The 26862-nt window shown below is 53.9% G+C and carries 27 protein-coding genes, 1 tRNA gene and 1 pseudogene; 27 read left to right on the forward strand and 2 right to left on the reverse strand.

All coding sequences use genetic code 11. The annotated features are described in order from the left end of the window. The first annotated feature begins 43 nt into the window (after positions 1-43). The 25 genes and pseudogenes from BM485_00305 (at position 44) to BM485_00425 (ending at position 21840) form a co-directional block, all read left to right on the forward strand. On the forward strand, positions 44-925 hold the full coding sequence (locus BM485_00305) for a 4-hydroxy-tetrahydrodipicolinate synthase (GenBank protein OKY76996.1): 882 nt from the start codon (positions 44-46) through the stop codon (positions 923-925). Between the two features lie 53 nt (positions 926-978). Then, the gene (locus BM485_00310) at positions 979-1788 is read left to right on the forward strand and encodes a 4-hydroxy-tetrahydrodipicolinate reductase (protein OKY76997.1); all 810 of its coding nucleotides are present in this window, start codon (positions 979-981) and stop codon (positions 1786-1788) included. 149 nt (positions 1789-1937) lie between these two features. Further along, positions 1938-2693 (forward strand): hypothetical protein, encoded by a 756-nt coding sequence (locus BM485_00315; GenBank protein ID OKY76998.1) that lies wholly within the window; start codon positions 1938-1940, stop codon positions 2691-2693. Positions 2694-2696: 3 nt separating this feature from the next. Next, positions 2697-3188: a 2-amino-4-hydroxy-6-hydroxymethyldihydropteridine diphosphokinase gene (locus BM485_00320; protein ID OKY76999.1), complete on the forward strand. Its 492-nt coding sequence runs from the start codon at positions 2697-2699 to the stop codon at positions 3186-3188. Then, positions 3185-3451 (forward strand): hypothetical protein, encoded by a 267-nt coding sequence (locus tag BM485_00325; GenBank protein ID OKY77000.1) that lies wholly within the window; start codon positions 3185-3187, stop codon positions 3449-3451. Before BM485_00320 ends, BM485_00325 begins: the two co-directional genes overlap by 4 nt. Then, positions 3448-4092 carry a fructose-6-phosphate aldolase gene (locus BM485_00330; GenBank protein ID OKY77001.1) on the forward strand — a complete coding sequence of 215 codons (645 nt, stop codon included), beginning with the start codon at positions 3448-3450 and terminating at the stop codon, positions 4090-4092. Before BM485_00325 ends, BM485_00330 begins: the two co-directional genes overlap by 4 nt. 120 nt (positions 4093-4212) lie before the next feature. Continuing rightward, positions 4213-4827: a hypothetical protein gene (locus BM485_00335; protein ID OKY77002.1), complete on the forward strand. Its 615-nt coding sequence runs from the start codon at positions 4213-4215 to the stop codon at positions 4825-4827. Positions 4828-4848: 21 nt separating this feature from the next. Beyond that, the gene (locus BM485_00340; GenBank protein ID OKY77003.1) at positions 4849-5406 is read left to right on the forward strand and encodes a CDP-diacylglycerol--glycerol-3-phosphate 3-phosphatidyltransferase; all 558 of its coding nucleotides are present in this window, start codon (positions 4849-4851) and stop codon (positions 5404-5406) included. Positions 5407-5637: 231 nt separating this feature from the next. Beyond that, positions 5638-6927, forward strand: coding sequence for a 3-hydroxyacyl-ACP dehydratase (locus BM485_00345; protein OKY77004.1), 1290 nt, complete (start codon positions 5638-5640; stop codon positions 6925-6927). 3 nt (positions 6928-6930) lie between these two features. Then, positions 6931-7677, forward strand: coding sequence for a 3-hydroxyacyl-ACP dehydratase (locus tag BM485_00350; GenBank protein ID OKY77005.1), 747 nt, complete (start codon positions 6931-6933; stop codon positions 7675-7677). A gap of 1 nt (position 7678) precedes the next feature. Next, positions 7679-8170, forward strand: a complete 492-nt coding sequence (locus BM485_00355; protein OKY77006.1) for a hypothetical protein — start codon at positions 7679-7681, stop codon at positions 8168-8170. 87 nt (positions 8171-8257) lie between these two features. Further along, positions 8258-8344, forward strand: a tRNA-Leu gene (locus BM485_00360). 449 nt (positions 8345-8793) lie between these two features. Then, a complete protein-coding gene (locus tag BM485_00365) occupies positions 8794-8988 on the forward strand; it encodes a DNA-binding protein (protein ID OKY77066.1) in 195 nt (64 codons plus the stop codon). Between the two features lie 5 nt (positions 8989-8993). Further along, a complete protein-coding gene (locus tag BM485_00370; protein OKY77007.1) occupies positions 8994-10757 on the forward strand; it encodes a restriction endonuclease subunit M in 1764 nt (587 codons plus the stop codon). A gap of 15 nt (positions 10758-10772) precedes the next feature. Further along, positions 10773-11186, forward strand: coding sequence for a nucleotidyltransferase (locus BM485_00375; GenBank protein OKY77008.1), 414 nt, complete (start codon positions 10773-10775; stop codon positions 11184-11186). 32 nt (positions 11187-11218) lie between these two features. After that, positions 11219-11464 (forward strand): annotated as a pseudogene (locus BM485_00380) (hypothetical protein). A gap of 51 nt (positions 11465-11515) precedes the next feature. Then, the gene (locus BM485_00385; GenBank protein OKY77067.1) at positions 11516-12907 is read left to right on the forward strand and encodes a hypothetical protein; all 1392 of its coding nucleotides are present in this window, start codon (positions 11516-11518) and stop codon (positions 12905-12907) included. Further along, positions 12904-14907, forward strand: coding sequence for an AAA family ATPase (locus BM485_00390; protein ID OKY77009.1), 2004 nt, complete (start codon positions 12904-12906; stop codon positions 14905-14907). Before BM485_00385 ends, BM485_00390 begins: the two co-directional genes overlap by 4 nt. Continuing rightward, positions 14904-18101 carry a DEAD/DEAH box helicase gene (locus BM485_00395; protein ID OKY77010.1) on the forward strand — a complete coding sequence of 1066 codons (3198 nt, stop codon included), beginning with the start codon at positions 14904-14906 and terminating at the stop codon, positions 18099-18101. The genes BM485_00390 and BM485_00395 overlap by 4 nt, the downstream gene beginning before the upstream one ends. Before the next feature lie 252 nt (positions 18102-18353). Further along, complete coding sequence (locus tag BM485_00400; protein ID OKY77011.1) at positions 18354-18950, forward strand: chemotaxis protein CheD; 597 nt, start codon at positions 18354-18356, stop codon at positions 18948-18950. Between the two features lie 251 nt (positions 18951-19201). Then, on the forward strand, positions 19202-19657 hold the full coding sequence (locus BM485_00405; protein ID OKY77012.1) for a hypothetical protein: 456 nt from the start codon (positions 19202-19204) through the stop codon (positions 19655-19657). Between the two features lie 89 nt (positions 19658-19746). Further along, positions 19747-20007 carry a hypothetical protein gene (locus BM485_00410; protein OKY77013.1) on the forward strand — a complete coding sequence of 87 codons (261 nt, stop codon included), beginning with the start codon at positions 19747-19749 and terminating at the stop codon, positions 20005-20007. 187 nt (positions 20008-20194) lie between these two features. After that, the gene (locus tag BM485_00415) at positions 20195-20419 is read left to right on the forward strand and encodes an amphi-Trp domain-containing protein (GenBank protein OKY77014.1); all 225 of its coding nucleotides are present in this window, start codon (positions 20195-20197) and stop codon (positions 20417-20419) included. A 333-nt stretch (positions 20420-20752) separates the two neighbouring features. After that, the gene (locus BM485_00420) at positions 20753-21190 is read left to right on the forward strand and encodes a disulfide bond formation protein B (GenBank protein OKY77015.1); all 438 of its coding nucleotides are present in this window, start codon (positions 20753-20755) and stop codon (positions 21188-21190) included. Next, positions 21187-21840 carry a disulfide bond formation protein DsbA gene (locus BM485_00425; GenBank protein ID OKY77016.1) on the forward strand — a complete coding sequence of 218 codons (654 nt, stop codon included), beginning with the start codon at positions 21187-21189 and terminating at the stop codon, positions 21838-21840. Before BM485_00420 ends, BM485_00425 begins: the two co-directional genes overlap by 4 nt. Before the next feature lie 64 nt (positions 21841-21904). On the opposite strand, the gene BM485_00430 is transcribed toward BM485_00425, so the two are convergent. Both BM485_00430 and BM485_00435 read right to left on the reverse strand, forming a co-directional pair. Then, positions 21905-22567, reverse strand: coding sequence for a hypothetical protein (locus BM485_00430; protein OKY77017.1), 663 nt, complete (start codon positions 22565-22567; stop codon positions 21905-21907). A gap of 245 nt (positions 22568-22812) precedes the next feature. Continuing rightward, entirely contained in the window at positions 22813-23664 is an 852-nt protein-coding gene (locus BM485_00435) for a rhomboid family intramembrane serine protease (GenBank protein OKY77018.1), read from the reverse strand. Positions 23665-24071: 407 nt separating this feature from the next. On the opposite strand from BM485_00435, the gene BM485_00440 reads away from it, so the two are divergent. Beyond that, positions 24072-25535: a hypothetical protein gene (locus BM485_00440; GenBank protein OKY77019.1), complete on the forward strand. Its 1464-nt coding sequence runs from the start codon at positions 24072-24074 to the stop codon at positions 25533-25535. Positions 25536-25537: 2 nt separating this feature from the next. Further along, entirely contained in the window at positions 25538-26860 is a 1323-nt protein-coding gene (locus BM485_00445) for a hypothetical protein (protein OKY77020.1), read from the forward strand. Positions 26861-26862: the final 2 nt, after the last annotated feature.

The following is a 26862-nucleotide window of genomic DNA, read 5'->3' on the forward strand; positions in this document are numbered from 1 at the left end:
AGAATAACAAAATTTTTTTATAGAGGATGAGAAGGAGGAAAATATGACACAGTTTCAAGGAGCTTTTGTCGCCATTGTCACCCCTTTTGTTGACGGGAAAATTGATGAGCAGGGCTTGAAGGATCTTATCGAATTTCAGATCGGCAACGGCACCCACGGCATCGTCCCCTGCGGCACCACCGGCGAATCCGCCACCCTGAGCCACGATGAGCACCGCCGGGTGGTGGAACTGACCATCGCCACGGTGAACGGTCGCGTGCCGGTGCTGGCCGGCACCGGTTCGAACTCCACCTCGGAAACCATCGAGTTGACCAAACACGCCAAAGAGGCGGGTGCCGACGGTGCGCTGGTGATCACCCCGTACTATAACAAGCCTTCCCAGGAAGGATTGTACCAGCATTTCAAGACCGTGGCCGAGGCGGTGGACATTCCCTTGATCCTTTATAACGTGCCGTCCCGCACCGCAATTGACATGCAGCCTGCCACCGTAGCCCGCTGCGCCGAGGTCGACAACATCGTCGGCATCAAGGAGGCGACCGGCGACATGAATCGCGCCTGTGACGTGATCCGGCGCTGTCCGAAGGATTTCGCCGTTTTGTCCGGCGATGATTTCACCGCCATGGCCCTGGTGCTGCTGGGTGGAAAAGGTGTTATTTCCGTGACCTCCAATGTTGATCCGAAAAACATGGCGGACCTGATGAACGCGGCGCTGGCCGGTGACGTGGCCAAGGCCCGCGCAATCCAGTACAGCATCTTTCCCCTCATGGGTTCCATGTTTTTTGACACCAACCCGGTGCCGGCCAAAAAGGCGCTGGAACTGATGGGGAAAATCAAGTCAGGCCTGCCGCGCCAGCCCCTGTGGAAAATGGGGGATGAGCCCATGGCCAGAATGCAGGCGGTGTTGAAAGAGCAGGGATTGATCTGAGCCGTTGTGCTGACAATTCTATAAGCGGTGGGTTTAAAGAACGGAGAATTAATATGGCAAAAGTCATTGTGGCCGGTGCCGCCGGCCGGATGGGAAAAAGAATAGGCTACATGGTGACCCAGAACAGCGCTCTCACGCTGGTCGGGGGTTTTGAGCAGGCGGGCAGCCCGGAAGTTGGCAAGGATATCGGCGAGGTGGGCGGTTACGGCGCGGTGGGAGCAACCATTGCCCCGGGTCTTGAATCCATTATTGACACATGCGACGTGATCATTGATTTCACTTTTCATGCCGCCACCATGGAATTTGCCAAGATTGCCGCCAAACACAAAAAGGCGATGGTCATCGGCACAACCGGTCTCAGCCCGGAAAATCTGGCGGAACTGAAAAGGCATGCGGAGCAGATTCCCATCGTCCAGGCGCCCAATATGGCGGTGGGGGTCAACGTGCTGTTCAAGCTGACCCAGAAGGTGGCCGCCATTCTCGGCAATGACTATGACATTGAAATTGTCGAGGCCCATCACCGGATGAAAAAGGACGCTCCCAGCGGCACCGCGCTCAAGCTCGGTGAGATGGCGGCGCTTGGCGTGGGTCGGGATCTCGCCAAGGTCGGCGTTTTTGAGCGCAACGGCATCATCGGCGAGCGCACGGATGAAGAGATCGGTATCCAGACCATCCGCGCCGGCGATATCGTCGGTGAGCACACGGTTTATTTTGCCGGGCCGGGTGAGCGGATCGAGCTCACCCACCGGGCCCACAGTCGCGATAATTTTGCCCGGGGCGCAGCCGTGGCCGCAGCCTGGGTGGCCGGGAAGGCAAACGGCATGTATACCATGTTTGATGTGCTCGGGCTGACCGATATTTAGGAGCCGTTACGAAATAACATGGCCATTTATTTCATCTCGTTACGGCTCCTTATACCCCTCAAGGGGGTACTGAAAAGAGTGCCGTTCCGCGCATTTTTCCGGCCGTGTTATTTGTTTTACAACCGCTTCGTCAAAAGCGCTGCATTATCATGAAGATTGTCCGCTGCCGATTTGACCAAGACGTCCGTTACGGCCTGCTGGAAGGTGATGCAATCCGTCTGCTGCGGGGAACTCCCTATGAGGGTATTGAGCCGGACGGCCGGGTGGTCGGGAGCAGCGAGGTGAAGCTGCTCGCCCCCTGCGAGCCGTCAAAGATTGTGGCGGTGGGCATCAACTATGCGCCCCATGCCAGGGAGCTTGATTTCCAGATTCCGGCGGAGCCGCTCCTGTTTCTCAAGCCGTCCACCGCGGTGATCGGGCCGGATGAGGAAATCATTCTGCCGGCCATGAGCGCCCAGGTCGATTATGAAGGGGAGCTGGCGGTGGTCATCGGGCGGCGTACAAAAAATATCAGTGAAAGCGAGGCGTTGCGGTGCGTTCTCGGCTATACCTGTTGTAACGATGTCACGGCCCGCGATCTGCAGAAAAAGGATGTCCAGTTTACCCGTTCCAAGGGATTTGATACCTTTGCCCCCCTTGGCCCCTGCATTGAAACGGAACTGAACCCGGGTGACGTTGTGATCCGCAGTTTTGTCAACAGCGAGAAGCGGCAGGAGGCCAACACCTCCTCCATGATCCGCTCGGTGGCGGAACTCATCAGTTTTATTTCCAGGGTGATGACCCTGCTGCCCGGCGATGTCATCGCCACCGGCACCCCGGCCGGCGTGGGCCGCCTGCGGAACGGCGACCGGGTAAGCGTCGCGGTCGAGGCCATCGGCATTCTGTCCAATCCGGTGCGGGGGTAGGCGTTGGCACGGGCCGTCATAGGTCTTGGCTCAAATCTTGGAGACGGCCGGGAAAATCTTCTGGCCGCCTGGAAGATGCTTGGGGCAAAAGGGGGCAGATCCATTGCACTTTCTTCCCCTTTTCTCACCGAGCCGGTGGAGATGGAAAGTAATTTTTTCTTTACCAATGCGGTGGGAGTGCTGGAGACTACCCTCCCGCCCCTGCAACTGCTTGCCGTGATGCATGCCGTTGAGGCTGAGTTTGGCCGGGACCGAGCCAAGGGCAAGGACAGGACGGTTGATCTGGACCTGCTTTTTTATGATGAGCTGGTGCTGGAGACGGATGAGCTGGTCCTGCCCCATCCGCGCATCGCCGCCCGCCGCTTTGTTCTGGCTCCTCTTGCCGAGATCGCGCCGGACTTAATTCATCCGCTGCTGAGGCGGACAACGGCGGCCATGCTGCGTGAACTTGACGATGCCGGCGGGGTGACGCCGATGGAGTGGCAAAGGAAATGAGCCCTGTCCGCATCATAATACTGGCGATTCTGGCATATATTCTCTATCGATTGCTCTTCGGCGCCAAAAAACAGAAGCCGCAAGTCCCGCCGGACCACGGCAAATCAGCGCCCACCGAGGATGTCCTGGTCGAGGATCCGGTCTGTCATACCTATGTGCCCAGCAAGCAGGCAATCCGCGCCGTCAAAAACGGCAAACAATATTATTTCTGCAGTGAGAAGTGCTGCCAAACATTTTTAGAGGATAAAGGAGAAAGGCAATGAAATTTTTTATTGATACCGCCAATATTGATGAGATTCGCAAAGGCGTGGACATGGGAATGGTCGACGGCGTTACCACCAATCCATCGCTTATCGCCAAAGAAAAAAAACCGTTCGAAGCCATTCTCAAGGAAATCTGTGAAACCGTGGACGGGCCGATCAGCGCCGAGGTGATCAGTCTCGATGCCGAAGGAATGCTGGAGGAAGGCAGAAAGCTTGCCGCCCTCCACGCCAATATCGTCATCAAGGTGCCGATGATAACCGAGGGGCTCAAGGCGGTGAAACGCTTTACCGGTGAGGGGATCAAGACCAACGTTACCCTGGTTTTCTCCGCTACCCAAGCACTGCTTGCCGCCAAGGCCGGCGCTACCTTTGTCAGTCCCTTTGTCGGACGGCTTGATGATATTTCCCTTACCGGCATGGATCTGGTCAGTGATATCATGACCATCTACGACAACTACGGCTACCAGACCGAGGTCATTGTCGCCAGTGTCCGCAATCCCGTGCATGTGCTTGACGCCGCTTTGATCGGCGCGGATATTGCTACCATTCCCTACAGTGTGATTGCCCAGCTGGCCAAACATCCGTTAACCGATATCGGCATGGAAAAATTTCTGGCTGACTGGAAAAAAAGAAAAAAGTAAGCTGACGTCCGCATTTTCTGCAAGTATAATAGGGAAGTGCCTCGTTGCAGCGAAACTTCCGGTTCGTGCGGACAGCAATGCATTTGCTTCGATGGTTTTATAACCCTTTGAAATTGCGAGATGGGAACAAATCTTCTGAAGGCATGCCTCATAGCTCTGTTGATCGTGTCGGCCATGGCCGCTGGTGCCCATGCGGAAATGTATTCCTTTGTCGACGCGAAGGGAGTGCGCCATTTCTCCAATGTCCCCAATGACCGCCGTTATGCAAAGGTGGAGTGGGTCAAATCCCGGGAAATGCGCATGCCCACGCCGCGATATGTTGACCCGCAAGCGTTTGAAGGGTATTTGCGGGAAGTCGGTGAACATTATCGCCTTGATCCCATGCTGATCAAGGCGGTCATCAAGGCGGAATCAAATTTTGACTGTCTGGCTGTTTCGCCGAAAGGTGCCCAGGGATTGATGCAGCTCATGCCCGGCACGGCGAGGGACATGCGGGTCTTTGACTCCTTTGATCCCCGGCAGAATATCCGGGGCGGCGCTCGTTATCTGCGAAAAATGCTGAATCTTTTTGAAGAGGATATCGCCCTTGCCCTGGCTGCGTACAATGCCGGCCCGGAAGCGGTAAAAAACTACGGCGCCGTTCCCGATTACCCGGAGACAACCGCCTATGTGGAAAGAGTTTTGCGCCACTATAAACGTTATCAGACCGTTGCCGCCTTCAGCAGAGGCGGTTGAAGCGGACAGGTGTAAAAGTCATTGAGCCAGATTGCCTACGTGCCAAACATCCTGACGGGCTACAGATTTCTCGTCGCGCCGCTTCTCCTCTTTTTTCTTTATCCGGGTGCGGGCAAAGTGGTGAGCCTGGTGGGTTTTGCCCTCTACCTTTCCGCCGCCCTCACCGACCTGGCCGATGGCTATATCGCCCGGAAATATCAGGTGGAGTCGGTGCTGGGGAAACTGATGGATCCCCTGGCCGACAAGGTTCTGGTGCTGGCGGTGCTTATCATGCTGATTCCCCTGGGCAGAATGCCGGCCTGGGTCGCTTTTCTTATTCTTTCCCGTGAGATGATCGTTACCGGTCTGCGCGGCATTGCCGCTTCATCCGGCCTGGTTATTGCGGCAAGCAAACTCGGCAAATGGAAAAGCCTGGTGCAGCTCATTGCCCTGGGAACCCTGGTTTTCCCCATGGGGGTACTGCCCCTTCCTTTTCTGCACCAGCTTGGCCTGGTGCTCCTCTATATCGCCCTGTTCCTGACCATCTGGTCGGGAGTCGATTATTTCTACCGTTTTCAGAAGGTTTATCTGAACACCTGAAATTCCATCAGCAAAGAACCATTTTTTTCCTTCTCACTTGTCACTGAATTTTTCGCCCCTGTCTTTTTCGCGCTATTTTCCTATAGCTGATAACGGCATGATCAATATTACCAATTTGACTTCCCTCTGGGATCAGCTATCTTTGGTGCTGATAATTGTTCATGGAATCAGCCGCCCTGAAGGACGGCTGAGACGCATCAGACAAAGGTTTTTGTGGGAGGGAAGCAAACGATGGTGGAATTTGAGGTCAAGGCCTATCCCGAGTTGTGGCAAGAATTGGATATGGATGTGGAGCGGTTCGACAAGGCGCGGCAGATGCTGGGCAACGCCTATGCCGCCATGTACCTGTCCCAGCGGAACAGGCCGGGAAAAATGGCCTATTTCGACACCATGATCGCCGAAATTCACGGTGGCCGGGTGCAGGAACTGGTGGACGCCAAAAAAGAGGGCAGGCCGGTGGTCGGCACCTTCTGCGTCTATATTCCCGAAGAGGTGGTGGTGGCGGCAAACGGCATCTGTGTCGGCCTCTGCGGCGGCTCGCAAGGCTCGATTCCGGATGCGGAAAAAATCCTGCCGCGCAATATCTGCCCCATGGTTAAATCCGCCTTTGGATTCAAAGCGGGCAGGATCTGCCCCTATTTCCAGGCGGTGGATTTCGTCTACGGCGAAACCACCTGTGATGCCAAGAAGAAAACCTGGGAGATCCTTGACCGGCTGGTGCCCACCTATGTCATGGAGATCCCGCAGATGAAAAACAAGCGGGACAAGGCCCTCTGGCTGGAGGAGGTGAAGGATTTCAAGGCCAAGGTGGAAGAGGTCAGCGGCAAAAAGATCAGCGAGGATGACCTGGCCCGGGCCATTAAGGTGATCAACGGCAAACGGCTCGCCCTGCAGCGCCTGACCCGCCTGCGCAGCCATAATCCGGCGCCCATCAGCGGCAAGGACGCCCTGCTCATCGAACAGATCGCCTTTTATGACGAACCGGTCCGTTTCGCCGAAAAAGTCAATGAGCTCTGCGACGAACTGGACGACCGGGTGAAAAGCGGCCACGGCGTGCTCCCCGCCGATGCCCCTCGCGTCATGGTCTCCGGCACGCCCATGGCGCTGCCGAACTGGAAGCTGCATCATATCGTCGAGTCGGCGGAAGCCGTCATCGTCAATGAGGAGAGCTGCATCGGCACCCGCTACTTCAAGGATCTCATCGACGAAGACCGGAAAAGCATGGCCGAGCAGCTCGACGTGCTGACCGACCGCTACATGCGGATCGACTGCTCCTGCTTCACCCCGAACAACGAACGCATCGACCAGGTAATCAAGGAATACCGGCAGTCCGGGGCCCAGGGCATTATTCACTACTCCCTGCAGTTCTGCCATACCTACAATATCGAGGAAATACGGATCAAGGAGGCCTGTCAGCAGGAGGGCATTCCCTATCTTTCCATTGAAACCGATTATTCCCCGGAAGATGTCGGCCAGCTGCAGACCAGGGTCGAGGCCTTTCTCGAGCAGATAAGGGGGTAGGGGATGTACGTCGGCATTGATCTGGGGTCGCGGACGGTGAAAATCGCCGCGTGGCAGGATGGTGAACTGATCGGCCATCAGATCCGGGAAAGCAGCTTCGACCCCCACAAGCAGTCCCTGGAGATGCTCGCCGGCTTTGATCCGGTACGGGTGGTGGCCACCGGCTACGGTCGCCACCTGGCCCACAAGCATTTTGCCCATGAAATGATCACTGAAATCAAGGCCCACGCCCTGGGCGCCCGCCACTATTTTCCTGATTGCCGGACCATTGTCGATATCGGCGGTCAGGATTCCAAGGTGATTTCGCTCGATGAAGCGGGACGGGTCACCAATTTCCAGATGAATGACAAGTGCGCGGCCGGCACCGGGCGATTTCTGGAAATCATGGCCGCCACCCTGGGCTATAGCCTGGATGAATTCGGCCCGGCCGCCCTCGGCTCAGCGGCGGAGGCGTCGATTAACTCCATGTGCACGGTTTTTGCCGAATCGGAGGTGATCTCCATGAAAAACCGGGGGGTGCCGCCGCAGGATATCGCCATGGCTGTGCATCTCTCGGTGGTCAGCCGGCTGGTCGGCATGTTGAACAGGGTCGGTTACGGCGAATGCATAGTCTTTTCCGGTGGTGTTGCCCGGAATCCGTGCATGGTGAAGATGCTGGCCATGAAACTTGACGGGGTCAGGGTCGTGTCGCCCGCGCACCCGGACATTGTCGGCGCACTCGGCGCGGCAATTCAGGCGGGGCGAAATTGAAATGCGTCTTTACCGGACCCCTCTTTTTACCAAGGGGCTGCAGCAGCTTGAAAAAAGCGATAAAAAGGGCGCGCTTGCCGCTGCCCGGGCGGAGGAGATCATCCGCCACCTGACAACCCGGGGCGTGACCTCGCTTGAGCTGAAAATCAAGCTCACCAAGCATGGCGAGCTGCGGATGCGAAATTGTTGCAAGTTTGATCTGGGCAGCGGCTACCGGTTGATCTGCCTGAAACGGCAGGACTGTTTTTTTCTGCTGTATATCGGCAGCCATGATGAATGCGATCGCTGGTTGAACAACAAGCGGAGCAGCAGGCTTGAGGTTGACCCGGCCGATTTTGTCTTTGCCCCGCCCCTCCCGCAAGCGGATGATGCTGTTTGGCTGGATGATGAGCAGGAAAGCGGCAAGGATATCGACGAATATGAACAGCAGCTGGCCGCCCGACTGGATGAAAAAACCCTGCGCCAGGTCTTTCGCGGCATTTGCCGGACCTGATCTTCTTTTTCAGGACCGCAAAAACTCTTGAAAAAGAAGGGGAAGTAGGATATTAGTTGGTGCGGTTCCACTGAAAATCATGCACATGCCGGAGTGGTGAAACTGGTAGACGCACGGGACTCAAAATCCCGCGGGCGCAAGCCCATGTCGGTTCGATTCCGACCTCCGGCACCAATATAAAGGGGTTGCAGCGCGATTGCTGTAACCCCTTTTTCTTTGTTTTTTTGCCTGTGTAATTCCGGTGTAATTACGTCAAGAAAATGATTTCCCTTTCGCCTTGTTAGCCTGCGGTTTTCCAACACATCCATAGCCGCTTGAATATGCTCCCCGTTCTGGCGGCTATAGCGCGCCACCATTTGCGGGGTTTTGTGGCCGGATCATGGTATTGCCGATGCGCTATTGAAAAGGTTGAACAAACCCGGAGTCAATATCTGACAAAGGCTGCCCCATGGGCTTGTCTTCTCCTGCCTGTCATGCCGTCAATATTTCCCCTTTGTGGAGGCTCAAACTTGATTCCCCCTCTGTTGATGTTCTCCTGCGAGGAACCGGCATCAAATCCCTTGACCGGTGCGGCTATTAACTGCTAAGAACGGATATTATCAATCACTCTTGCGGGGCCTATGATGACTGAAAAGCAGGACAATGTGCTCACCATCGAAGAGTTGGCCGTCTATCTGAAAATCTCCAAATCTACCCTTTATAAACTGGCCCAGAAGGGGGAAGTTCCCGGTCAGAAGGTGGGCAAGCACTGGCGGTTCAGGCGGGATATTATCGACCAGTGGCTGGCGGACAGCCAACAAGCAACCAAGAGGAAATAAGACCAATGCCGGACAAGGAGCAAAAGTTTCTCGATTCCCTGGATAAAAAGCTGTGGAATGCGGCGGACAAGCTGCGCTCCACCCTGGATGCGGCCCAGTACAAGCATGCGGTGCTGGGATTGCTCTTTGTCAAATATGTCTCGGATGCCTTTGACATCCGGCGGCTGGAGTTGACCGGGCAGTTCACAAATCCGGAGCATGACTATTTTCTCGATCCCGAGGACTATGCCTCGGATGACGAGTACCGGGCCGAGATTGGTGATGAGCTGGAGGTTCGGGATTACTACACCGAGAAAAATGTTTTCTGGGTGCCGCAACTGGCCCGCTGGCAGACCCTGCGCGATAATGCCACCCTCCCTCCCGGCGCCGAGATCGAAATTACTAATGGTAAAAAACACACCTACACCTTCCGCAGTGTGGGGCGGTTGATTGATGATGCCCTGGAGGCAATCGAGAAGGACAACCCCAAGTTGAAAGGGGTGCTCAATAAATCATACGGACGCTTGCAGATCGACCAGTCAAAGCTCATCGAGCTGATCAACCTGCTCTCGGAGATTCCCTTTGCCCATGAATCCTTGCAGGCCAAGGACATCCTCGGCCATGTCTATGAATATTTCCTCGGCCAGTTCGCCCTGGCCGAAGGCAAAAAGGGCGGCCAGTTCTACACCCCGAAATCCATTGTTTCGCTGATTGTCGAGATGCTGCAGCCCTTCCAGGGTCGGGTTTATGATCCGGCCATGGGCTCCGGCGGTTTCTTTGTCCAGAGTGAGCAGTTCATCAAGGAGCATGGCGGCAGATTAGGCAATGTCTCCATCTACGGCCAGGAGTACAACCACACCACCTGGCAGCTGGCGGCCATGAACATGGTGATCCGGGGGCTGGACTTCAACTTCGGCAAGGAACCGGCCAACACCTTTACCAACGACCAGCACCCGGACCTGCGGGCCGATTACATCATGGCCAATCCGCCCTTTAATATGAAGGAGTGGGACACCGGCGTCAGCGATGATGACCCGCGCTGGCAATACGGCAGGCCCCCGACCGGCAACGCCAACTTTGCCTGGCTCCAGCATATGCTTTATCATCTGGCCCCCAATGGTTCCATGGGCTTGTTGCTGGCCAACGGCTCCATGAGTTCCAACACCAACAACGAGGGGCAGATACGCAAGGCGCTCATCGAAAATGACCTGGTGGAGTGCATGGTGGCCCTGCCCGGCCAGCTCTTTACCAACACCCAGATTCCGGCCTGTATCTGGTTTCTGACCCGGAACAAGGCCCTCACCCCCGGCCCCTCTCCCGGGGGGAGAGGGGAGAGGTTGCGAGACCGCTCCGGCGAGGTGCTGTTTATCGACGCCCGAAGCTTAGGCTATATGAAGGATCGGGTGCTGCGGGATTTCAAGAAGGAGGACATTGAGCGGATCGCCGGAACCTTCCATGCCTGGCGCTCCCTCCCCTCTCCCTCTGGGAAAATCGCCGGGGGTGATGTCTTGCCCTCCTCTCCCTTTGGGAGAGGGGCCGGGGGTGAGGGTACGAAGTACGAGGACGTGGCCGGATTCTGCAAGTCGGCCAACCTTGAAGAGATCGCCAAGCATGACCATGTGCTGACCCCGGGCCGCTATGTGGGGGCGGCGGACGAGGAGGACGACGGCGAACCCTTTGCCGACAAGATGGCCCGCTTGACAGCCCAGCTCTCAGAACAGTTAGCCGAAAGTGCCCGACTGGAGGAGCAGATCAAAGAGAACCTGGCGGGGTTGGGGTATGAGGTATAAAAAGGAGAGACGTCAATGAGTAATACCGATGAAATTCGTTGGCAACAGCGGCTGGACAACTTTGGCAGGGCCATGGCTCAACTTGAGGCTGCATGTGACCAGGAAGTCTACTCCGATCTTGAACGGGCCGGACTGGTACAGGTGTTTGAATTTTCTTTCGAGCTGGCCTGGAAGACTTTGAAGGATTTACTGTTCTATGAAGGCTATGATGTAAAGAGCCCCCGTGCGACAATACGGACCAGCTTTGAGCAGGAATATATCAGTGAAGATGACGCTGAGCTCTTTCTTGAAGCTTTGGATAAACGCAATATCCTGAGTGATACCTACCAGTTGGAAAAGGCCGTTGAGGCTGAAGGCTTGATCCGGGAACAATATTGTCCGCTGCTTAGCCGAATTTACCAAACATTGATACAAAAACGACCATTATGAATAATGGCTTGAAAGATAAATACCGCAAGGCGATTATCGACATTCTCGCCACCAATCCTAGGGTGGAACGGGTGGTGCTTTTCGGTTCCCGGGCCATGGAGACCTATACTCCAGCCTCGGATGTGGACCTGGCCCTCTGCGGTGATGAGTTGACGATTACCGACCAGGCAAGACTCGCCGCCGCCATTGAAGAGCTGCCCATGCCGCAGCGGGTGGATCTGGTGCTCTTCAAGACCATCGACAATGACAGGCTGAAAGAGCACATCAAGAAATATGGAGTGGAGTGGTTTCAGCGGGGTGGGGGGAGGAGTGCTGACCACCTAACCACTATTGGCAATGTGGCAGAGGTCTATGATGGTCCACATGCCACGCCAAAAAAAATAGAACAAGGGCCATATTTTTTAAGCATTTCCAGCCTTGAAAATGGGGCTTTGGATTTGTCTAAATCGGCTCACTTAAGTGAAAAAGATTTCGTCAAATGGACAAAACGGGTAACGCCTCAAGAAGGGGATCTATTATTCTCATATGAAACACGACTAGGTGAAGCCGCTTTAATGCCATCTAATATTACGGCTTGTTTAGGGCGGCGCATGGGCTTGCTACGTCCTAACACTAATAAAGTTATCCCCGAGTATTTGTTATATGCCTATCTCTCACCATCTTTTCAGGAGACCATACGGTCCAAAACAATACATGGCGCAACAGTTGATCGAATAGCTCTGAAGGAAATGCCTAGTTTTCCCATCCGAATACCCCCTAAAGAAGAGCAGATAGTAGTAGTTAATGTTTTAAAAGACCACTGTAGCAAAATCGAACTCAACCGCCGGATCAACCAGACCCTGGAGGAGATGGCCCAGGCCATTTTCAAATCCTGGTTTGTGGATTTCGAGCCGGTCAAGGCCAAGACCCTTGCCAAAGCCAACGGCCAGGACCCGGAACGCGCCGCCATGTGCGCCATCAGCGGAAAGAGTGATGCCGAACTCGACCACCTCCCCCCTGGCCAGCTTGTCCAACTCCGTGCCACCGCCGCCCTCTTTCCCGACGAACTCATCGACTCCGAACTGGGCTTGATCCCGAAGGGGTGGGAGGTGAAGAGTATGAGGGAATTGGCAGAGATAATCACGAAAGGAACAACACCACGCAAGCCGGATGTTTTAGTGGCAAAGGACCCGGCCATAATTCCTTTTATAAAGGTTAAGGATCTAACAGATTCTGGCGAGATTCTTCGTGCTTCACTAGAAATGATACCAGAATCCATACATGAAAAGGCTTTGAAACGATCCATCTTGAAGACGAATGATTTACTGTTTTCAATAGCTGGGACAATAGGAAGAGTGTCTTTAATTGAAAAAGATTTACATAATTCTAATGTAAATCAAGCCCTAGCAATTATACGGCTGAAAGATATTGAAAATCACTTGTGGCTTTGTCTGCAAACATTGAAATGCAGGCGTATTCGAAATGAAATAGCATCAAAAGTAGTTCAAGGTGTTCAGGCTAATGCAAGCCTGGCAAATATAGGAGATATTCGAGTATTAGTCCCAAGAAAAAATTTACTTGCTGCATGGAATAAACTAATAGCTCCTTTCAATTTACAAAAAATGGGGGTTGCCCAGCAAATAAGGGATTTAAGCCAACTCCGCGACACCCTCCTCCCCAAACTCCTCTCCGGTGAAATCAGCGTCAATGCCGCCGAACCCAGCATAAAGGAGGCGGTATGATCGAAATTCACACCCTTGAAGACATCGCCACTCTTTCAGAATCCGTTGATCTGGAGTGTAAGCTGGCGGCCGGCAAAAACGGCAAAGGAGAGCTGCCCACCGACTTCTGGCCTACCTACAGCGCCTTTGCCAACACCCATGGCGGCGTTGTCCTGCTGGGGATACAGGAGAAGCAGGGGCGTTTCTCTCTGCACGGCATTCAGGAGCCGCAGCGTGTCATCACCACCCTCTTTAACCATCTCAATAACCGTCAGAAGGTAAGCATTAATCTGCTCAGCGAGACGGATGTTAAAATCATTCCCATTGACGACCGCACGTTGATTCAGATCAACATTCCCCCGGCCCAACGTAAGCAGAAGCCGGTCTTCCTGGGTATGACTCCTCTTGGCGGCCACACCTACCGGCGCCTTCATGACGGTGACCGTCCCTGCAATGATGAAACCGTTCGGCGGATGTTGGCGGAACAGGTGGAGGATGAACGGGACAACCGGATTCTTCCAGGTTTTGGCATGGATGATATTGATACAGATAGCTTGCTTGCCTACCGCCAGTTATTGCGGGCGGAAAAGCCGGGCCATGTCTGGCTGGAGGAGGACGATGACGGGCTGCTCAAGAAGCTCAAGGGGTGGCGGCGTGATCGGGAGAGCGGTGAGGAAGGTTTGACACTGGCTGGCCTGTTGATGTTTGGCACCTGGGACGCCATCCAGGATGGGGCTCCCCATTACTTTGTTGACTATCAGGAGCGGCCAGAGGCCAAAACCGAGCTGCGCTGGATAGACCGACTCGTCCCGGACGGTACATGGTCCGGAAACCTTTTTGACTTTTATCGGCGGGTGTACCGGAAGCTTATTACTGACCTGAAGGTTCCCTTTGTTCTCAAGGATGGTCTACGGCAGGAGGATACGCCTGTACATGTGGCAATCCGTGAGGCGCTGGTCAATACCCTGGTACATGCCGATTATAGCGGCAGGGTGTCGGTGCTGGTGGTCAAACGCCCGGACCTGTTTGGTTTCCGGAATCCTGGCAATATGCGTATTCCTGTCGAACAGGCAATCCAGGGCGGCGAAAGCGACTGCCGGAATCGAATTATCCACCAGATGTTTCTCATGATCGGCCTGGGTGAGCGTGCCGGCTCCGGGGTCCCAAAGATTTACAGTGGCTGGAAGAGTGGCGATTGGCGGCCACCAGCCCTCTATGAAAAAGACGAACCAGAACAGACGCTTCTTGAGCTGCGGATGATTGACCTGTTCCCGTTAGAGGTCGTGGAGAGTCTCCGCGCCCAACTGGGCCAGGATTTTGATCGGTTTTCCGAGCTTGAGCGGCTCATTTTAGCTACGGTTGCATCAGAACAGGTTGTGAGCCATAGGCGGATCATGGAAATTTCCACGGATCATGCCCATGATTTGACTCAGGCATTTCAACACCTTGTCAAAGAAGGGTGTTTGGCTTCAAAGGGTCATGGCCGTGGCACTGTTTACCATCTTCCAGGCCAGGCCCCACCGACACCTGACCAGGTTTTTGGCGAGGCAACGCCTGCTCCTGAGCTTAGCTCCACATATTTGAGCAAGAGCTCCGCACATTTGAGCAAGAGCTCCGCACATTTGGCCCAGAGCTCCGCACATTTGGAACTTGCTTCAGGCCATACGCTCCGGGACGAGAAGCAAGGCTGGCTTCATGTCGACGGCCTCCAGTTTCCCATTATAGACGATCTAAGTGTCCTGACCCCGGAGCCGCGTCAAGAGTTGTTGCGCAAGGCGGGTGCAGCCCAGAGGAAGAAAAAAATTCCCAGGACAGAAATGGAGGAGATCATTCTTTCACTGTGTGTCGACTGCTTCTTGACCCTGCAAGTATTGGCAGACTTAGTAAATCGTTCATCCAGCGCTTTGAGGCAACATTATTTAAAAACACTGGTTGAAAAGGGTAAGCTCACGCTCGCCTTTCCAGCCACGCCGACCCATCCGCAACAGGCATACAAAAGCCGCCAGAGTGGAAAACGATGATCACCGAAGACCAGCTTGAACAAATCTGCCTGGAGTGGTTCCGCGAGGGTGGCTATGACTACGCCTTTGGGCCGGACATCGCCCCTGACGGAGAAGCACCGCCGGCCAGGGACGGCCGAGTGCCGGGCGAGCCAGGGATGGCGGAAGACCGGCCGGAGCGGGTGGATTACCGGCAGGTGGTGCTTTCTGGTCGTCTACTTTCTGCCATGCAGAAGATTAATCCCCATATCCCCTTGGCGGTTCTGGAAGAGGCGGCCCTTGTTGCCAGCAAGCCGGAATCGCCGGTGCTTATCCATAACAACCGCACCTTTCACCGGCTGCTCTTGGAAGGGGTGCCGGTGGAGTACAGCGACGGCGACGAAACACGAACCGATCATGCCCAGCTCATTGACTTCAACAATTTCCGCAACAATCAGTTTCTGGTGGTCAACCAGTTTACCATCCAGGGCGCCAGGATGAACCGCAGGCCCGATGTGCTGGTGTTTATCAATGGGCTGCCCATTGCGGTGATCGAGCTGAAGAACCCGAGCAACGAGCAGACCGATGTCTGGGACGCCTTCAACCAGTTGCAGACCTATAAGGAGGAGATTCCCGACCTCTTTGTCACAAACTGCGCCCTGGTGGTGAGCGACGGCTGGACGGCCCGGATCGGCTCCCTCACCGCCAACAAGGAACGGTTCATGCCCTGGCGGACATTGAAGCATGAGGATGACAAACCACTGCTGGAATATGAACTGGAAAAGGTGGTGAAGGGTTTTTTCGCCCCGGAACTGCTGCTGGACTATATCCGCTATTTTGTCATCTTTGACCAGGAAGGCGATACCGTTATCAAGAAGATCGCCGGATACCATCAGTTTCATGCGGTGCGTGAGGCGGTGCGGGTGACGGTGATCGCTTCCCGGCAGACCGAAGGCTTGCAGACCGCCGAACCTCGGGCAACCTATGGCCGGGAGGTGGTGCCGGGGTCGCGCAAGGCCGGGGTGGTCTGGCATACCCAAGGGTCGGGAAAAAGTATCTCCATGTGCTGTTATGCCGGGAAACTCCTGCAACAACCGGAAATGAACAATCCGACCATTGTGGTGGTCACTGACCGCAACGACCTGGACGGCCAGCTCTTCAATACCTTCAAGAATGCGCGGGAACTGCTGCGCCAGACCCCGGTGCAGGCCGGCAGTCGAGATGAGTTGCGGGAGATGCTGGCGGCCCGGCAGGCGGGCGGCATCATCTTTACCACGGTGCAGAAGTTTTCCTTGTTGAATGGCGAAGAGAGCCACCCGGTTTTGAGTGGCCGCAGCAACATCGTGGTGATCAGCGACGAGGCCCACCGCAGCCAGTATGGGTTAAAGGCGCGGCTCGACACCAAGACCGGCAAATATATCTATGGTTTTGCCAAACACATGCGGGACGCCATTCCCAATGCCTCGTTCATCGGCTTTACCGGCACCCCGATTTCCATGGAAGACAAGGACACCCGCGCCGTGTTCGGTGATTATGTCTCCATCTACGACATCCAGGATGCGGTGGATGACGGGGCCACCGTGCCGATCTATTACGAATCCCGACTGGCCAAGCTCGACATCAACCGTGACGCCATCGAAGAGCTGAATGAAGAGATGGAAGAGGTCATCGAGGATGAGGAGGACATTGCCTCACGGGAACGGACCAAGAGCAAATGGGCGGCCCTGGAAAAACTGGTGGGGTCGGAACCACGCCTGAAAGAGGTGGCCGAGGACCTGGTGGCCCATTGTGAGGCCAGAACGGAAGTAATCCCCGGTAAGGCGATGATCGTCTGCATGAGCCGGGAAATCTGTGTGCATCTTTATAATGCCATAACCGCTCTGCGGCCTGCCTGGCATGATCCTGATCCTGAGAAAGGGGCGATCAAGATTATCATGACCGGTTCCGCCTCGGACCGTGAACTGCTGCGGCCCCATGTCTACAGTCAGCAGGTCAAAAAACGGCTTGAAAAGCGGTTCAAGGAGGCGGACGACCCGCTGCAACTGGTGATAGTCCGCGATATGTGGTTGACCGGCTTTGACGCGCCCTGCTGCCACACCATGTATGTTGACAAGCCCATGCGGGGCCATAACCTCATGCAGGCCATCGCCCGGGTGAACCGGGTGTTTAAGGACAAGCCGGGCGGCCTGGTGGTGGATTATATCGGCATCGGCAATGAGCTGAAACAGGCATTGAAGGATTATACCGATTCCAAGGGCAAGGGTGCGCCGACCTTACTCGCCGAAGAGGCCTATGCCTTGCTGCTTGAGAAGCTGGAAGTGGTGCGGGCCATGATGCATGGTCTTGATTACAGCGACTATCAGACCAATGCCCTCATGCTGCTGCCCATGGCTGCCAACCATATTTTAGGACTTGAGGACGGCAAGCGGCGCTTTCTGGATGCCATGGCCGCCATCACCAAGGCGTTTTCATTATGCAGCACCCTGGATGAGGCGGCACCGCTCAGAAAAGAGATAGCCTTTTTTTCGGCGATCAAGGCGTCAATCATCAAACACACCACGGTTGATAAGAAACGGACCGAGGAGGAAAAGAACTCCGTCCTCAAGCAGATACTTGATAACGCGGTAGTGGCAGAAGGTGTGGCTGATATTTTTGCCCTGGCCGGGCTGGATACGCCCAATATCAGCCTCTTGTCAGATGAGTTCCTTGAGGATGTGCGCCGGATGCCGAGCAGAAACCTGGCGGTTGAACTGCTGGAAAAATTGCTGCGTGATGCTATCAAGGCCCGTACCCGAAACAATGTGGTCCAGGAGTTGAAATACGGTGAACGGCTGTTGGAGACCCTGCGCAAATATCATAACCGAGCCATCGAGACCGCCCAGGTCATCGAAGAGTTGGTCCAGATGGCCAAGGATTTCCAGGCGGCCATGAAGCGCGACGAAGAGCTTGGCTTGTCACCTGATGAGATCGCCTTTTATGATGCTTTGGCTAATAATGAAAGCGCGGTGCGGGAACTGGGCGACGAAATACTCAAAAAAATTGCCCATGAGCTGACCGAAAAGCTGCGGGCCAGCACCACGGTGGACTGGCAGGTGCGGGACAGTGTGCGGGCCAAGATGCGCAATATGGTGCGGCGGCTGCTGAAGAAGTACAAGTATCCTCCGGATATGCAGGCTGAAGCCATTGAGCTGATCTTGCGGCAGGCTGAGAAGTTGTCGTATTCGTGGACGCAATGAGAGATAAGGTGTTTCGTCTCAGTCAAGAAAAGCTTTAATTTATATCTTCAACTTTGTTTTATTGCTTCTTGTATATGTCGGCCAATTCGCATTTTTGTTGGTCATGTTTTTCGGGACGGGCTATAATAAAAAAAAGGCCGGTAACGCTTTTCAGGTGCGCCATGAAAGATGATTTGCCGAAAAACAACGTGCGCATGAATAGTTTGGTTTTTACTTTTTCCGGCCGGCATCACCCGACAGGAACTGCACGCAATGAAAGCAACCGGCCCTGAGGGCACATCCCGGCGGGTTACGATAAATCCCGGCGAATACTATTCGACAACGGGGGTCGAGGTGATTTCCACCCTCCTCGGTTCGTGCGTGGCCGCCTGTCTCTTTGACCCAAAACTCCATCTGATCGGCATGAACCATTTCATGCTCAGTAATCCCCGCTATTCGAAAGAGCAGTCGCTTCATTTTTCCATAGCCGGGCGTTACGGCATTCAGGCCATGGAACTGCTCATCAACGACATGATGGCCAAAGGGACTGAGCGGTCGAAATTGCGGGCCAAGGTTTTCGGAGGGGCCACCGTCATCGGTATTCACCGGGATGTGGAAAGTTTTTATTGCATTGGCGAGGTCAACTGCAAATTCATCCGCGAATATCTGAAAATGGAAGGGATACCGATTGTTGCGGAGGATCTCGGCGGAAATTATGGCAGAGTCATTCATTTTTCAAATGGTGATTTTGCGGTCTACCGCAGGAAAATTGGCGGGAACTGGAGCGAACGTCTGACCCTGCGCGACCGAAACTGCTGGCAGCAGGCGTTGGCAAAGCAGGAAAAGGCCTCACCGGTTGATCTTTGGTAGCAGCCATGCAATGAATCTGCTCTTGGCTCGTATGCTGTTTTCTGTTTTGTGCCAACTTGCATCCATGTTACGATCACTTGCATTGGATATCCGGGCGCTTGGTGCTGAGTCATCTTACTCTGGTTGATCGGCATCTTCGATTCGGTAATGATCTGTGCTGGATGGCGTTCGGAAGTTGACGACACCTCAGTGCGTTGGTTGCCGATGCGCCCAGCTGAATTCTCCCCATGGTATTTCAGTAAGGAATTGACATGATTTTTGATGTACTTGAAAATGCCGGCCGTTATCTGTCCCTGCATAAGGGATTTCCCAAGGCATTTGCATTTCTCCTGCGGCCGGATCTGGACGAACTGCCGGTGGAGAAGTATGAAATAGATGGTGATCGCGTTTATGCGATGGCGGCAAGGGATCCCGGCCGCAAGAAAGAGGATGGACTCCTCGAAACACATGAAAAGTATATTGATATCCAATTGGTCTTGTCCGGAACCGATGAGATGGGATGGAAGCCGAAATCATCCTGTAAGAAACCGATCGGAGAATATGACAAGGAAGATGATATTCAGTTTTTCGGCGATGAGCCGGATGCCTGGCTTCCTGTCGGCCGTGGATTTTTTGTGATTTTTTTCCCTGAAGATGCGCACATGCCGCTGATTTCGTCTGGACAGCTCCATAAAATTGTTGTCAAGATCGCAGTGGAGCAGGCGTGAAAAGTGCGAATCCGACGTTCGAGTGACTGTGGAGAACTTCGGCGGACGGATGTGACCGGCAGGGCCATCCGGTTGAATGGTATGCGCAAATGGAAAATGAGATGCCGCAACAGCAAAGAATTATTGAAGTAAAATATTCGGACGGCACAAAAGGCAAGGCAATTGCCACAGGCAACAACGCAGCCTGGGTTTGCAAGTGCGGCCGAAAGGAACCTTTGCTTGGAAAGTCCGGGCAGGTGCGCGGCCCTGGCAAAAACACGAAAGTCGTTTGCCCAAACTGTGAAAAAGAATTTTTTGTAGAGCCTGACGTCGGTGATGACAAAAAGGCTGTATCGGTGATAGAGCTATGACCAGCCGGAACAGGGGGCGCGCGAGCAGAAGATACTTGCGGGGGCGGATGCGCGCAGGTTTGCAAAATTCCTTGTCGGTTTCCATCCACTTCGGCGTCCCAGGCAGCGCCAAAGAAAGCTCAACTCGGCGACCCTGCGGGCATTTTTTTTGCGCAGTCATGACACATTGTTTCTAAATGGGGGGGGTATGAGGGATAAGGCGGAAAGGGATGTGGAGAAAAGTTATCCGATGCCGGCTTTTATTGCAAAACTGCGACGTCTTGCAGATTCGCTCGAAAAAGGAAAGCCCTTTGCAATTCAAATTGCCGGTGAAAGAATATACGTTCCCGTTCGTGCAACTTGCAATATCGAGCACGAAAGAGAAGAAGGCCAAGAAGAAATCGAGTTTCAAATAAAGTGGTCGAACGAATAAATAAATTATTTTGTGACTGAAAACGATTCTGTTGTGCAGCGAACTCGCAATTCCAGAGACAGTATCCTTACATTACTTTCATTAAATAAACTCTTCCTGAAATTTATGAATCCCAGCAGTCTTCACGTTTGATGGCCGGAAAATTCTCCCCTTCACGTGACACGGCGGCTCTTTCTGTACGGGGGATTCCCCTTTTTTTGGCGCTGATCCCTTTGTGTGGGTACTCGTTGTGAAAGGAGAATTGTCCGAATTCTGCGAACGATACGATGTTGGGGGTGTCGTAAACATATATCCCGTTGTTTTTGCCATCCGACAATCTTGGAGTGATTTGATATGCGTGGTTCCGATCAAAAGTCCAATGCAAGCTGGGCCATTCTTTTTTTCTGCTGGCTGCTGGCAACTGTTTCCACCTTGGGGAGTTTGTTTTTCAGTCAGGTGATGGATTTTGCCCCCTGCCTTTTGTGTTGGTATCAGCGAATATTTTTGTTTCCCTTGGTCATAATTTTGGCGAGAGGGCTGTTTCCATTGGATAAAAACGTGGTGAAATACGCTCTGCCCTTGGCGGTGGCCGGCTGGCTGGCGGCCCTGTACCATAACCTGCTCTATAGCGGCATCATCCCGGAGAGCATTCAGCCTTGCAGCCAGGGGGTTTCGTGCACGGAAAAATACATAGAGCTGTTTGGTTTTCTGACAATACCGGGGCTTTCCTTGCTGTCCTTTTCCCTGACAATAGTCCTTTTAATTATCTTCAAGAGGAGGTTTGCTGAATGAAATATGTAATTTTTGGGGTTTCGGCTCTGGTGTTGCTGCTTGCCTTTATGTTTGCCGGGTCCTACTACAAGGGGCAACAGGCTGAAAAATTAGGTTTCATGGCCCGGGAAAACGCTTCAATTTTTGTGCGTGACCATTCCCCGACACTGGGCAGTGATGATGCGAAAGTCTATCTGGTTGAGTTCATGGACCCGGCCTGTGAGACCTGCGCGGCTTTTTCCCCACTGGTGAAGCAGATGATGGACGCCGATCCCGGTAAAATCAAACTTGTTCTTCGTTATGCGCCTTTTCATCCGGGAGCCGATTATTTTGTCAAGATTCTCGAGGCCGCCAAAAAACAAGGAAGGTATTGGGAAACCTTGGATGTCATGTACAGGTCGCAAGGATACTGGGCCAGTCACCACAACCCGCAACCGGAGAAAATATGGCAGTTTCTTCCCGCGGCCGGGCTCGATTTGGAAAAAATCAAGCAGGATATGAATGATCCGGCCATAGCGCAACTCATTGCACAGGACCTTGCCGATGCCAAAACGCTCAATGTTCGGAAAACGCCGGGGTTCTTTGCAAACGGAAAACCTCTTCAGACCTTTGGTTATCAACAGTTGCAGGAATTGGTGCAAAATGAAATCAGGGCGAGTTACCCGGATTGATCACTGCGACCGGCCAATGTTTTTTGGGAAAACAGCGATGGAAGAGTGTTAAATCCCCATCTTTTCACATCGCGGCTTCCACGCCTTCGACCCCCAGGTTTTTGTGGATGAAGTCGCGTTCCGGAGCGGACAAGCCCAGGCGGTCAGCGAGTGTTTGCAGATAGGCCCTTTCCGCGTCGCTGTCAACCGTAATTGCCAGCAGGGAAACAGCGTAAAGCTGTCTGGCCGTCTCAGCCGAATGGACCCCGGCCGCCAGCTGGTCGATATCGGCGGGATTCAGCAGCTCACCGGCCAGAAAGGACTGCTCTTCCGGGCTGAGGTTTGCGGCGCGGAATTTTTCCAGAATCCGCTGCCGTTCCTCCTGGTCAACGGTGCCATCCGCATTGGCCGCGGCGATCATGGCCCGGATCAAAAGAACGGCATCCTGTTGCCGATTCGCGGCCTCTGCCTGCATGGCCGGCGGATGAGGAGGGGGCGGCGGGGGTGGCGGAGTTGCCATGGCGGTGGATGCCGCCGTGTAGCCCGATGCCGGAGGATAATCGGCGCCTTTGGTGCCCTGCCGCATGTCCTGGGGCCGGCTGGAAGACTTATTCGCATAATGGTCCACCGCCGCCAGGGCGGCCCCGAGCAGGCCCAACCCGGCCTGGACTTTCAGGTTTCTTGTTGCCCCGCCCCGACCGAGACCGCCCTTCAGCAGACTGCCCAATAATTTTTCCGGATTAAACATGGCTTGCGTCCTTCCGTGATTATGCCCGTGCGGGCGTCTTTGTCAAAATCTGCGTTCATGCATTTTTATACACAGTAGCAGCAAGTGCGACGCTTTTCAACAAGCAGGTGGGGATAGCTGTCGGACGCTTCCATTCCGCCTTGGCTTGGATGAATTTTCCATCAAAACATGATGTATGGAAATAAAAGGGTGCCTCGTTTCAGCAAATCCGGTACCCGGCAATCTTCCTGATTTTAAAAAAAAAATCAGCGGGCAAACAAAAGGAAGAAAATGCCATTCAAGGCGGACCAGGCAAGCACCGTGGCGGTCAGTGCGGCGCAAATCGTGCCGAGCAGCCGGTGCCGCGCGTTTTCTCCTCGCCGTTCTCCGTAGCCCAGCAGAAAACCGAGCAAGGCACCCGCTGCCATGCCCCCGCCGTGTCCCCAGTTGTTGATGCCGGGAACGAGCAGTCCGAAGACAAAAATACTGAGCGCCCATCCGCCGATCTGTCGGTATATATTCATTCCGTAAATGCCGCCCCGGCTTTTTCCGTAATAAAGCATCGCGCCTATCAAGCCGCACACCGCGGCTGACGCCCCAATGGTAAACGATATCCCGGCAAAAAAAGAGAGCAGGTAGCCGCCGACTCCCCCCATGGTGTAGATGGCAAACATCCTTGAGCCGCCATATTCGCGGATGACAAGCGGGGCCAGTTGTTTCAGGGCGATCATGTTGAACAGGATGTGCAGCAGGCTGCCGTGCAGATAGCTTGCCGAAATAAGCGTCCACCAGCGCTGCAGTTCAAGGATGGCGACCGTGCCGGTGGAGCCGAGAATCAGCAGGCTTCTGTTGTCGGGCGACAGAAAGAAGAAAGGATTGAAGGCGAAGCCTGGGCGGGACGGTTTGAGGAGCAGCGAAAGAATATACATGCCGACATTGGCGGCGATGATCATGGAAACAAGCCGGTCAGGGTCGGCAAATCCTCGGGTCAGGGGGTTGTTTTGCCACCAGGAAGCGGGACGCGGCGTGCCGCAGTGCGGACAACGGCGTTCGTCCCGGCTGATCAGGCTGCGGCAGTTGGGGCAGAGCATGGAGTTTTTGCGATGTTGCGCGGTCATCTTTTTTCGAAACCATCGAGGGGCAAGGGTTTGATTTTCGGCACCACTCTCTGCGGTATTTGCAGACGATCGCACCGAAAAAAATTAAAGTCGGATTGTGCTCGGTCAGGGAAAAGCTAAGGCCGGATTTTCATATTACTATCGACTCCGCGGAAAAGCAACGTGCAGAGAAGGAGGATCAATCGAAGGGAAATCAGCATGTATTTGCGTTCCGGCGGGGATTCATTGCCTGGCCTTGGCCATCCCTTCCAAGTCCTTGTCGAGTATTGCGACGGGTCGGAAAATAGAAAAAAAGTCGAAATTACTGCTGATTACACAGCCTTTGCTTTGCAAACCGCGTCTCGCCGGGTATAAAGAAGCCTGGTGATTCTGGTAGTTTGATTCTGTCTTGTAAGAAAATATTATTTATGCCTGAACCTCTTTCGCCTCCCAAGGGCAAGCTGGCGGATGTCTTCGCCAAGATCAACATGAGCGAACTGCCTGCCATGTCGGTGCATGTGCAGGAGCTTCTTGCCTTGACCAGCGGCAAGCGAAGCGCCAATTATGATGATCTGGCCAGGATTATCCTGAAAGATTTTTCCCTTACCCATAAAGTTCTGCAGTTTGCCAATTCCGCCTATTACTCCTTGGGACAGAAGGTGTCAACCGTCTCCATGGCGGTGGCGGTTCTCGGTTTTGATTCGGTGCGGGATATTGCCATCGGGATTGCCCTGTTTGATGATTTTGTCCAGGCCGGTGTCAACACCGATGAAATAAGCGAGTTGCTGGCCCGCTCATTTATGGCGGCCCTGCTGGCCCGAGGCATTGCCGAGACGCGGTATCTGAAAGTATTGCCGGAAGAGGCGTTCATCTGCGGCTTGATGCGTAATCTCGGCAAAATTATTTCCTGCATTTACCTGCCGGAGGTTTATAATGACATAACACGGCAGATGCGAGCCGGCAAAGCCGAAGACGAGGCGGCTCGTGATTTGCTCGACGGTCTCGACTATGCGGGCGTCGGCCGGGAGGTTGCTATTTTCTGGAATATGACGGAAAGTGTGATACACTGTATGAAGCCGGATCCCGTTGTGCCTGAAGAAGCGCATGATCCGAATCAGTATCTGCACTGCATCGTCGATTTCAGCAACAGGTATGTGGACGCGCTTTGGGGCAGGCGAAATATTGATGCTTTGATGGAAAAATACGGTTACGCCCTGTCAATCGACGAACAGGAGGCGGTTGAAATGCTTTCCGCCGCAGCAAAGACCTCAACGGCGATTTTTGATTCGATTCGGCCGGGGATCGGCCGGATCGACTTTCAAAAAAGACTGAAAGAGATGCAATCCGCCGTTGCGGTGCAACCTGCCGCAGGGGAAAAAGCAAAAGGAGTTGATGCCTACTGGCAGGAAATCTCGACGATGCTTGCCGGCCAATTTCAGCTCAAGGACTGCTTGTTGCTGCTGGTTGACGCGCTTTTCCAGGGGGTGGGGCTTGATCGGGTTGTCTTGGCCATGCTTAAGGTGAGTGACGGCAAGAAGGTGCTGGTCGGGCAATTGGGTCGGGGCGATATTTCGCCTGAGCAGATGAAGCAATTTCAAGTGCCCTTGTCGCATCTGGAGCATGAGGGGAGCGCCGCATCGCTGGTAATGGGGGAGGAGATGGCAATAGCCGCGCAAATCATCGGCCAACTGCCGGAAAAAATGCAGTCTTTGCTTCAAGGCCGCAACGGTTGTTTTTTCCCATTGTGTTTGCAGAAAAAAATAGTCGCCCTCCTTTATGTTGATCGGAAGGGCGGCGAAAAACTTGATAAAGCGGCGATTCAGTGGGTGAGAAAATTTCGTGATTCAGCGGTCAGGGCCATTGAATTGAAAAGAAAAAAAGACAGGATGTGAAGATGATGATGTATATCGGTTGGACCACAGTTTCATCTCGGGAAGATGCGGAAAAACTTGCCAGGGAGGCGGTAAGCGAGAAGCTTGTTGCCTGCGCCCAGGTGGAGGGGCCTATTCGTTCATTTTATTTGTGGCAGGAAAATCTGAAAAGTGAAGAGGAATACCGCATTGTTTTCAAGTTTCTTGCCAAGAATGCCGGTAGGCTGGAAATCTGGCTCAAGGGGAATCATCCCTACGAAGTGCCCCAGTGGATCACGGTCCAGGCGGAACACGTGCTGGCCGAGTATCTGCAGTGGGCCAAGGGCAATCTGCAGTCGGACCATAAAAAGGCCATTGAGCTTTCCCGTCAGGGGTCGGAGTTCCTGAAGAAGCGACAGTGGAAGGATGCGGAAGCGACTTTTCTCGAGGCCCTGGAAGTTGACAGCGAAAATACCTATGTCCTGGTCGGGCTGGGGGATGTCCATCGGGAAACAGGGAAATTTCATAAGGCCATCGGTTTTTATGAAAAGACACTGGAGATTGATCCCCTCAATATGTTCGCCCTGCGTGGGGTGGGTGACTCCTACCGGGGATTGGGACAGGCGGGGAAAGCCGTATCCTATTGGCAGCGTTATCTTGAACAGAACCAGGATGACATCCATGTCCTCACCCGCCTTGCCGATTCCTATGTGAAGACCGGCAATTTTGCCGAATCGGAAGGCCTTTACCTGAAGGCATTGTCTTTGGATCAAACGGATAAATACGCCCTGCGCGGCATCGGCAATCTCTATTACAAGCTGGCGGACCATGATAAGGCCCTGGCTTATTTTGAAAAATTCATTGCCCTTGACGATACCTACATTGCCGTGCTCACCATGGCCGGAAATATTTATCGACGCCGAAAACAGTATGAAAAGGCCGCCTATTTTTATGAAAAAGCCTTGAAACAGGAACCGTGGAATATCTTTGCCCTGTACGGCATGGGCGATTCGCAGCGGGGCATGAAAAATCATGAAGGGTCCATTGCCTGCTGGTTGAAAATTCTTGAAAAAGAACCGCAGAACCAGAATCTTCATTCCCGGGTCGGCGATGCGCTGGTTATTCTGGGAAAACTGGACGATGCCATGGATCATTACCGGAAGAGTCTGAAGGTTAATTATGACATGTTCGCCCTGCTCGGGATGGCAAAGGTGCATCGCCTGAAAAAGGAATATGGGGAAGCGGAGAATTACCTGCTGCAGATCCTGGAGAAAAACAAGGATGAGGAGCGGACCCTGGCTGAACTGATCCATCTCTATGATGAAACGGGAGAGGATGCAAAAGCCCGGGCGATCCGGGCCAGATGAGG

The sequence above is a fragment of the Desulfobulbaceae bacterium DB1 genome, assembly GCA_001914235.1.
Classification (GTDB): Bacteria; Desulfobacterota; Desulfobulbia; order Desulfobulbales; family SURF-16; genus DB1.

Bases quoted from the DNA above. Each gene is read 5' to 3' on its own strand.
- BM485_00325 (OKY77000.1), top strand. From the start codon at position 3,185: ATGAGCCCTGTCCGCATCATAATACTGGCGATTCTGGCATATATTCTC.
- BM485_00375 (OKY77008.1), top strand. From the start codon at position 10,773: ATGAGTAATACCGATGAAATTCGTTGGCAACAGCGGCTGGACAACTTT.
- BM485_00330 (OKY77001.1), top strand. From the start codon at position 3,448: ATGAAATTTTTTATTGATACCGCCAATATTGATGAGATTCGCAAAGGC.
- BM485_00445 (OKY77020.1), top strand. From the start codon at position 25,538: ATGATGATGTATATCGGTTGGACCACAGTTTCATCTCGGGAAGATGCG.
- BM485_00420 (OKY77015.1), top strand. From the start codon at position 20,753: ATGCGTGGTTCCGATCAAAAGTCCAATGCAAGCTGGGCCATTCTTTTT.
- BM485_00440 (OKY77019.1), top strand. From the start codon at position 24,072: ATGCCTGAACCTCTTTCGCCTCCCAAGGGCAAGCTGGCGGATGTCTTC.
- BM485_00310 (OKY76997.1), top strand. From the start codon at position 979: ATGGCAAAAGTCATTGTGGCCGGTGCCGCCGGCCGGATGGGAAAAAGA.
- BM485_00400 (OKY77011.1), top strand. From the start codon at position 18,354: ATGAAAGCAACCGGCCCTGAGGGCACATCCCGGCGGGTTACGATAAAT.
- BM485_00335 (OKY77002.1), top strand. From the start codon at position 4,213: ATGGGAACAAATCTTCTGAAGGCATGCCTCATAGCTCTGTTGATCGTG.
- BM485_00350 (OKY77005.1), top strand. From the start codon at position 6,931: ATGTACGTCGGCATTGATCTGGGGTCGCGGACGGTGAAAATCGCCGCG.
- BM485_00430 (OKY77017.1), bottom strand. From the start codon at position 22,567: ATGTTTAATCCGGAAAAATTATTGGGCAGTCTGCTGAAGGGCGGTCTC.
- BM485_00410 (OKY77013.1), top strand. From the start codon at position 19,747: ATGGAAAATGAGATGCCGCAACAGCAAAGAATTATTGAAGTAAAATAT.
- BM485_00435 (OKY77018.1), bottom strand. From the start codon at position 23,664: ATGACCGCGCAACATCGCAAAAACTCCATGCTCTGCCCCAACTGCCGC.
- BM485_00345 (OKY77004.1), top strand. From the start codon at position 5,638: ATGGTGGAATTTGAGGTCAAGGCCTATCCCGAGTTGTGGCAAGAATTG.
- BM485_00370 (OKY77007.1), top strand. From the start codon at position 8,994: ATGCCGGACAAGGAGCAAAAGTTTCTCGATTCCCTGGATAAAAAGCTG.
- BM485_00305 (OKY76996.1), top strand. From the start codon at position 44: ATGACACAGTTTCAAGGAGCTTTTGTCGCCATTGTCACCCCTTTTGTT.
- BM485_00390 (OKY77009.1), top strand. From the start codon at position 12,904: ATGATCGAAATTCACACCCTTGAAGACATCGCCACTCTTTCAGAATCC.
- BM485_00315 (OKY76998.1), top strand. From the start codon at position 1,938: ATGAAGATTGTCCGCTGCCGATTTGACCAAGACGTCCGTTACGGCCTG.
- BM485_00365 (OKY77066.1), top strand. From the start codon at position 8,794: ATGACTGAAAAGCAGGACAATGTGCTCACCATCGAAGAGTTGGCCGTC.
- BM485_00425 (OKY77016.1), top strand. From the start codon at position 21,187: ATGAAATATGTAATTTTTGGGGTTTCGGCTCTGGTGTTGCTGCTTGCC.
- BM485_00415 (OKY77014.1), top strand. From the start codon at position 20,195: ATGAGGGATAAGGCGGAAAGGGATGTGGAGAAAAGTTATCCGATGCCG.
- BM485_00355 (OKY77006.1), top strand. From the start codon at position 7,679: ATGCGTCTTTACCGGACCCCTCTTTTTACCAAGGGGCTGCAGCAGCTT.
- BM485_00395 (OKY77010.1), top strand. From the start codon at position 14,904: ATGATCACCGAAGACCAGCTTGAACAAATCTGCCTGGAGTGGTTCCGC.
- BM485_00405 (OKY77012.1), top strand. From the start codon at position 19,202: ATGATTTTTGATGTACTTGAAAATGCCGGCCGTTATCTGTCCCTGCAT.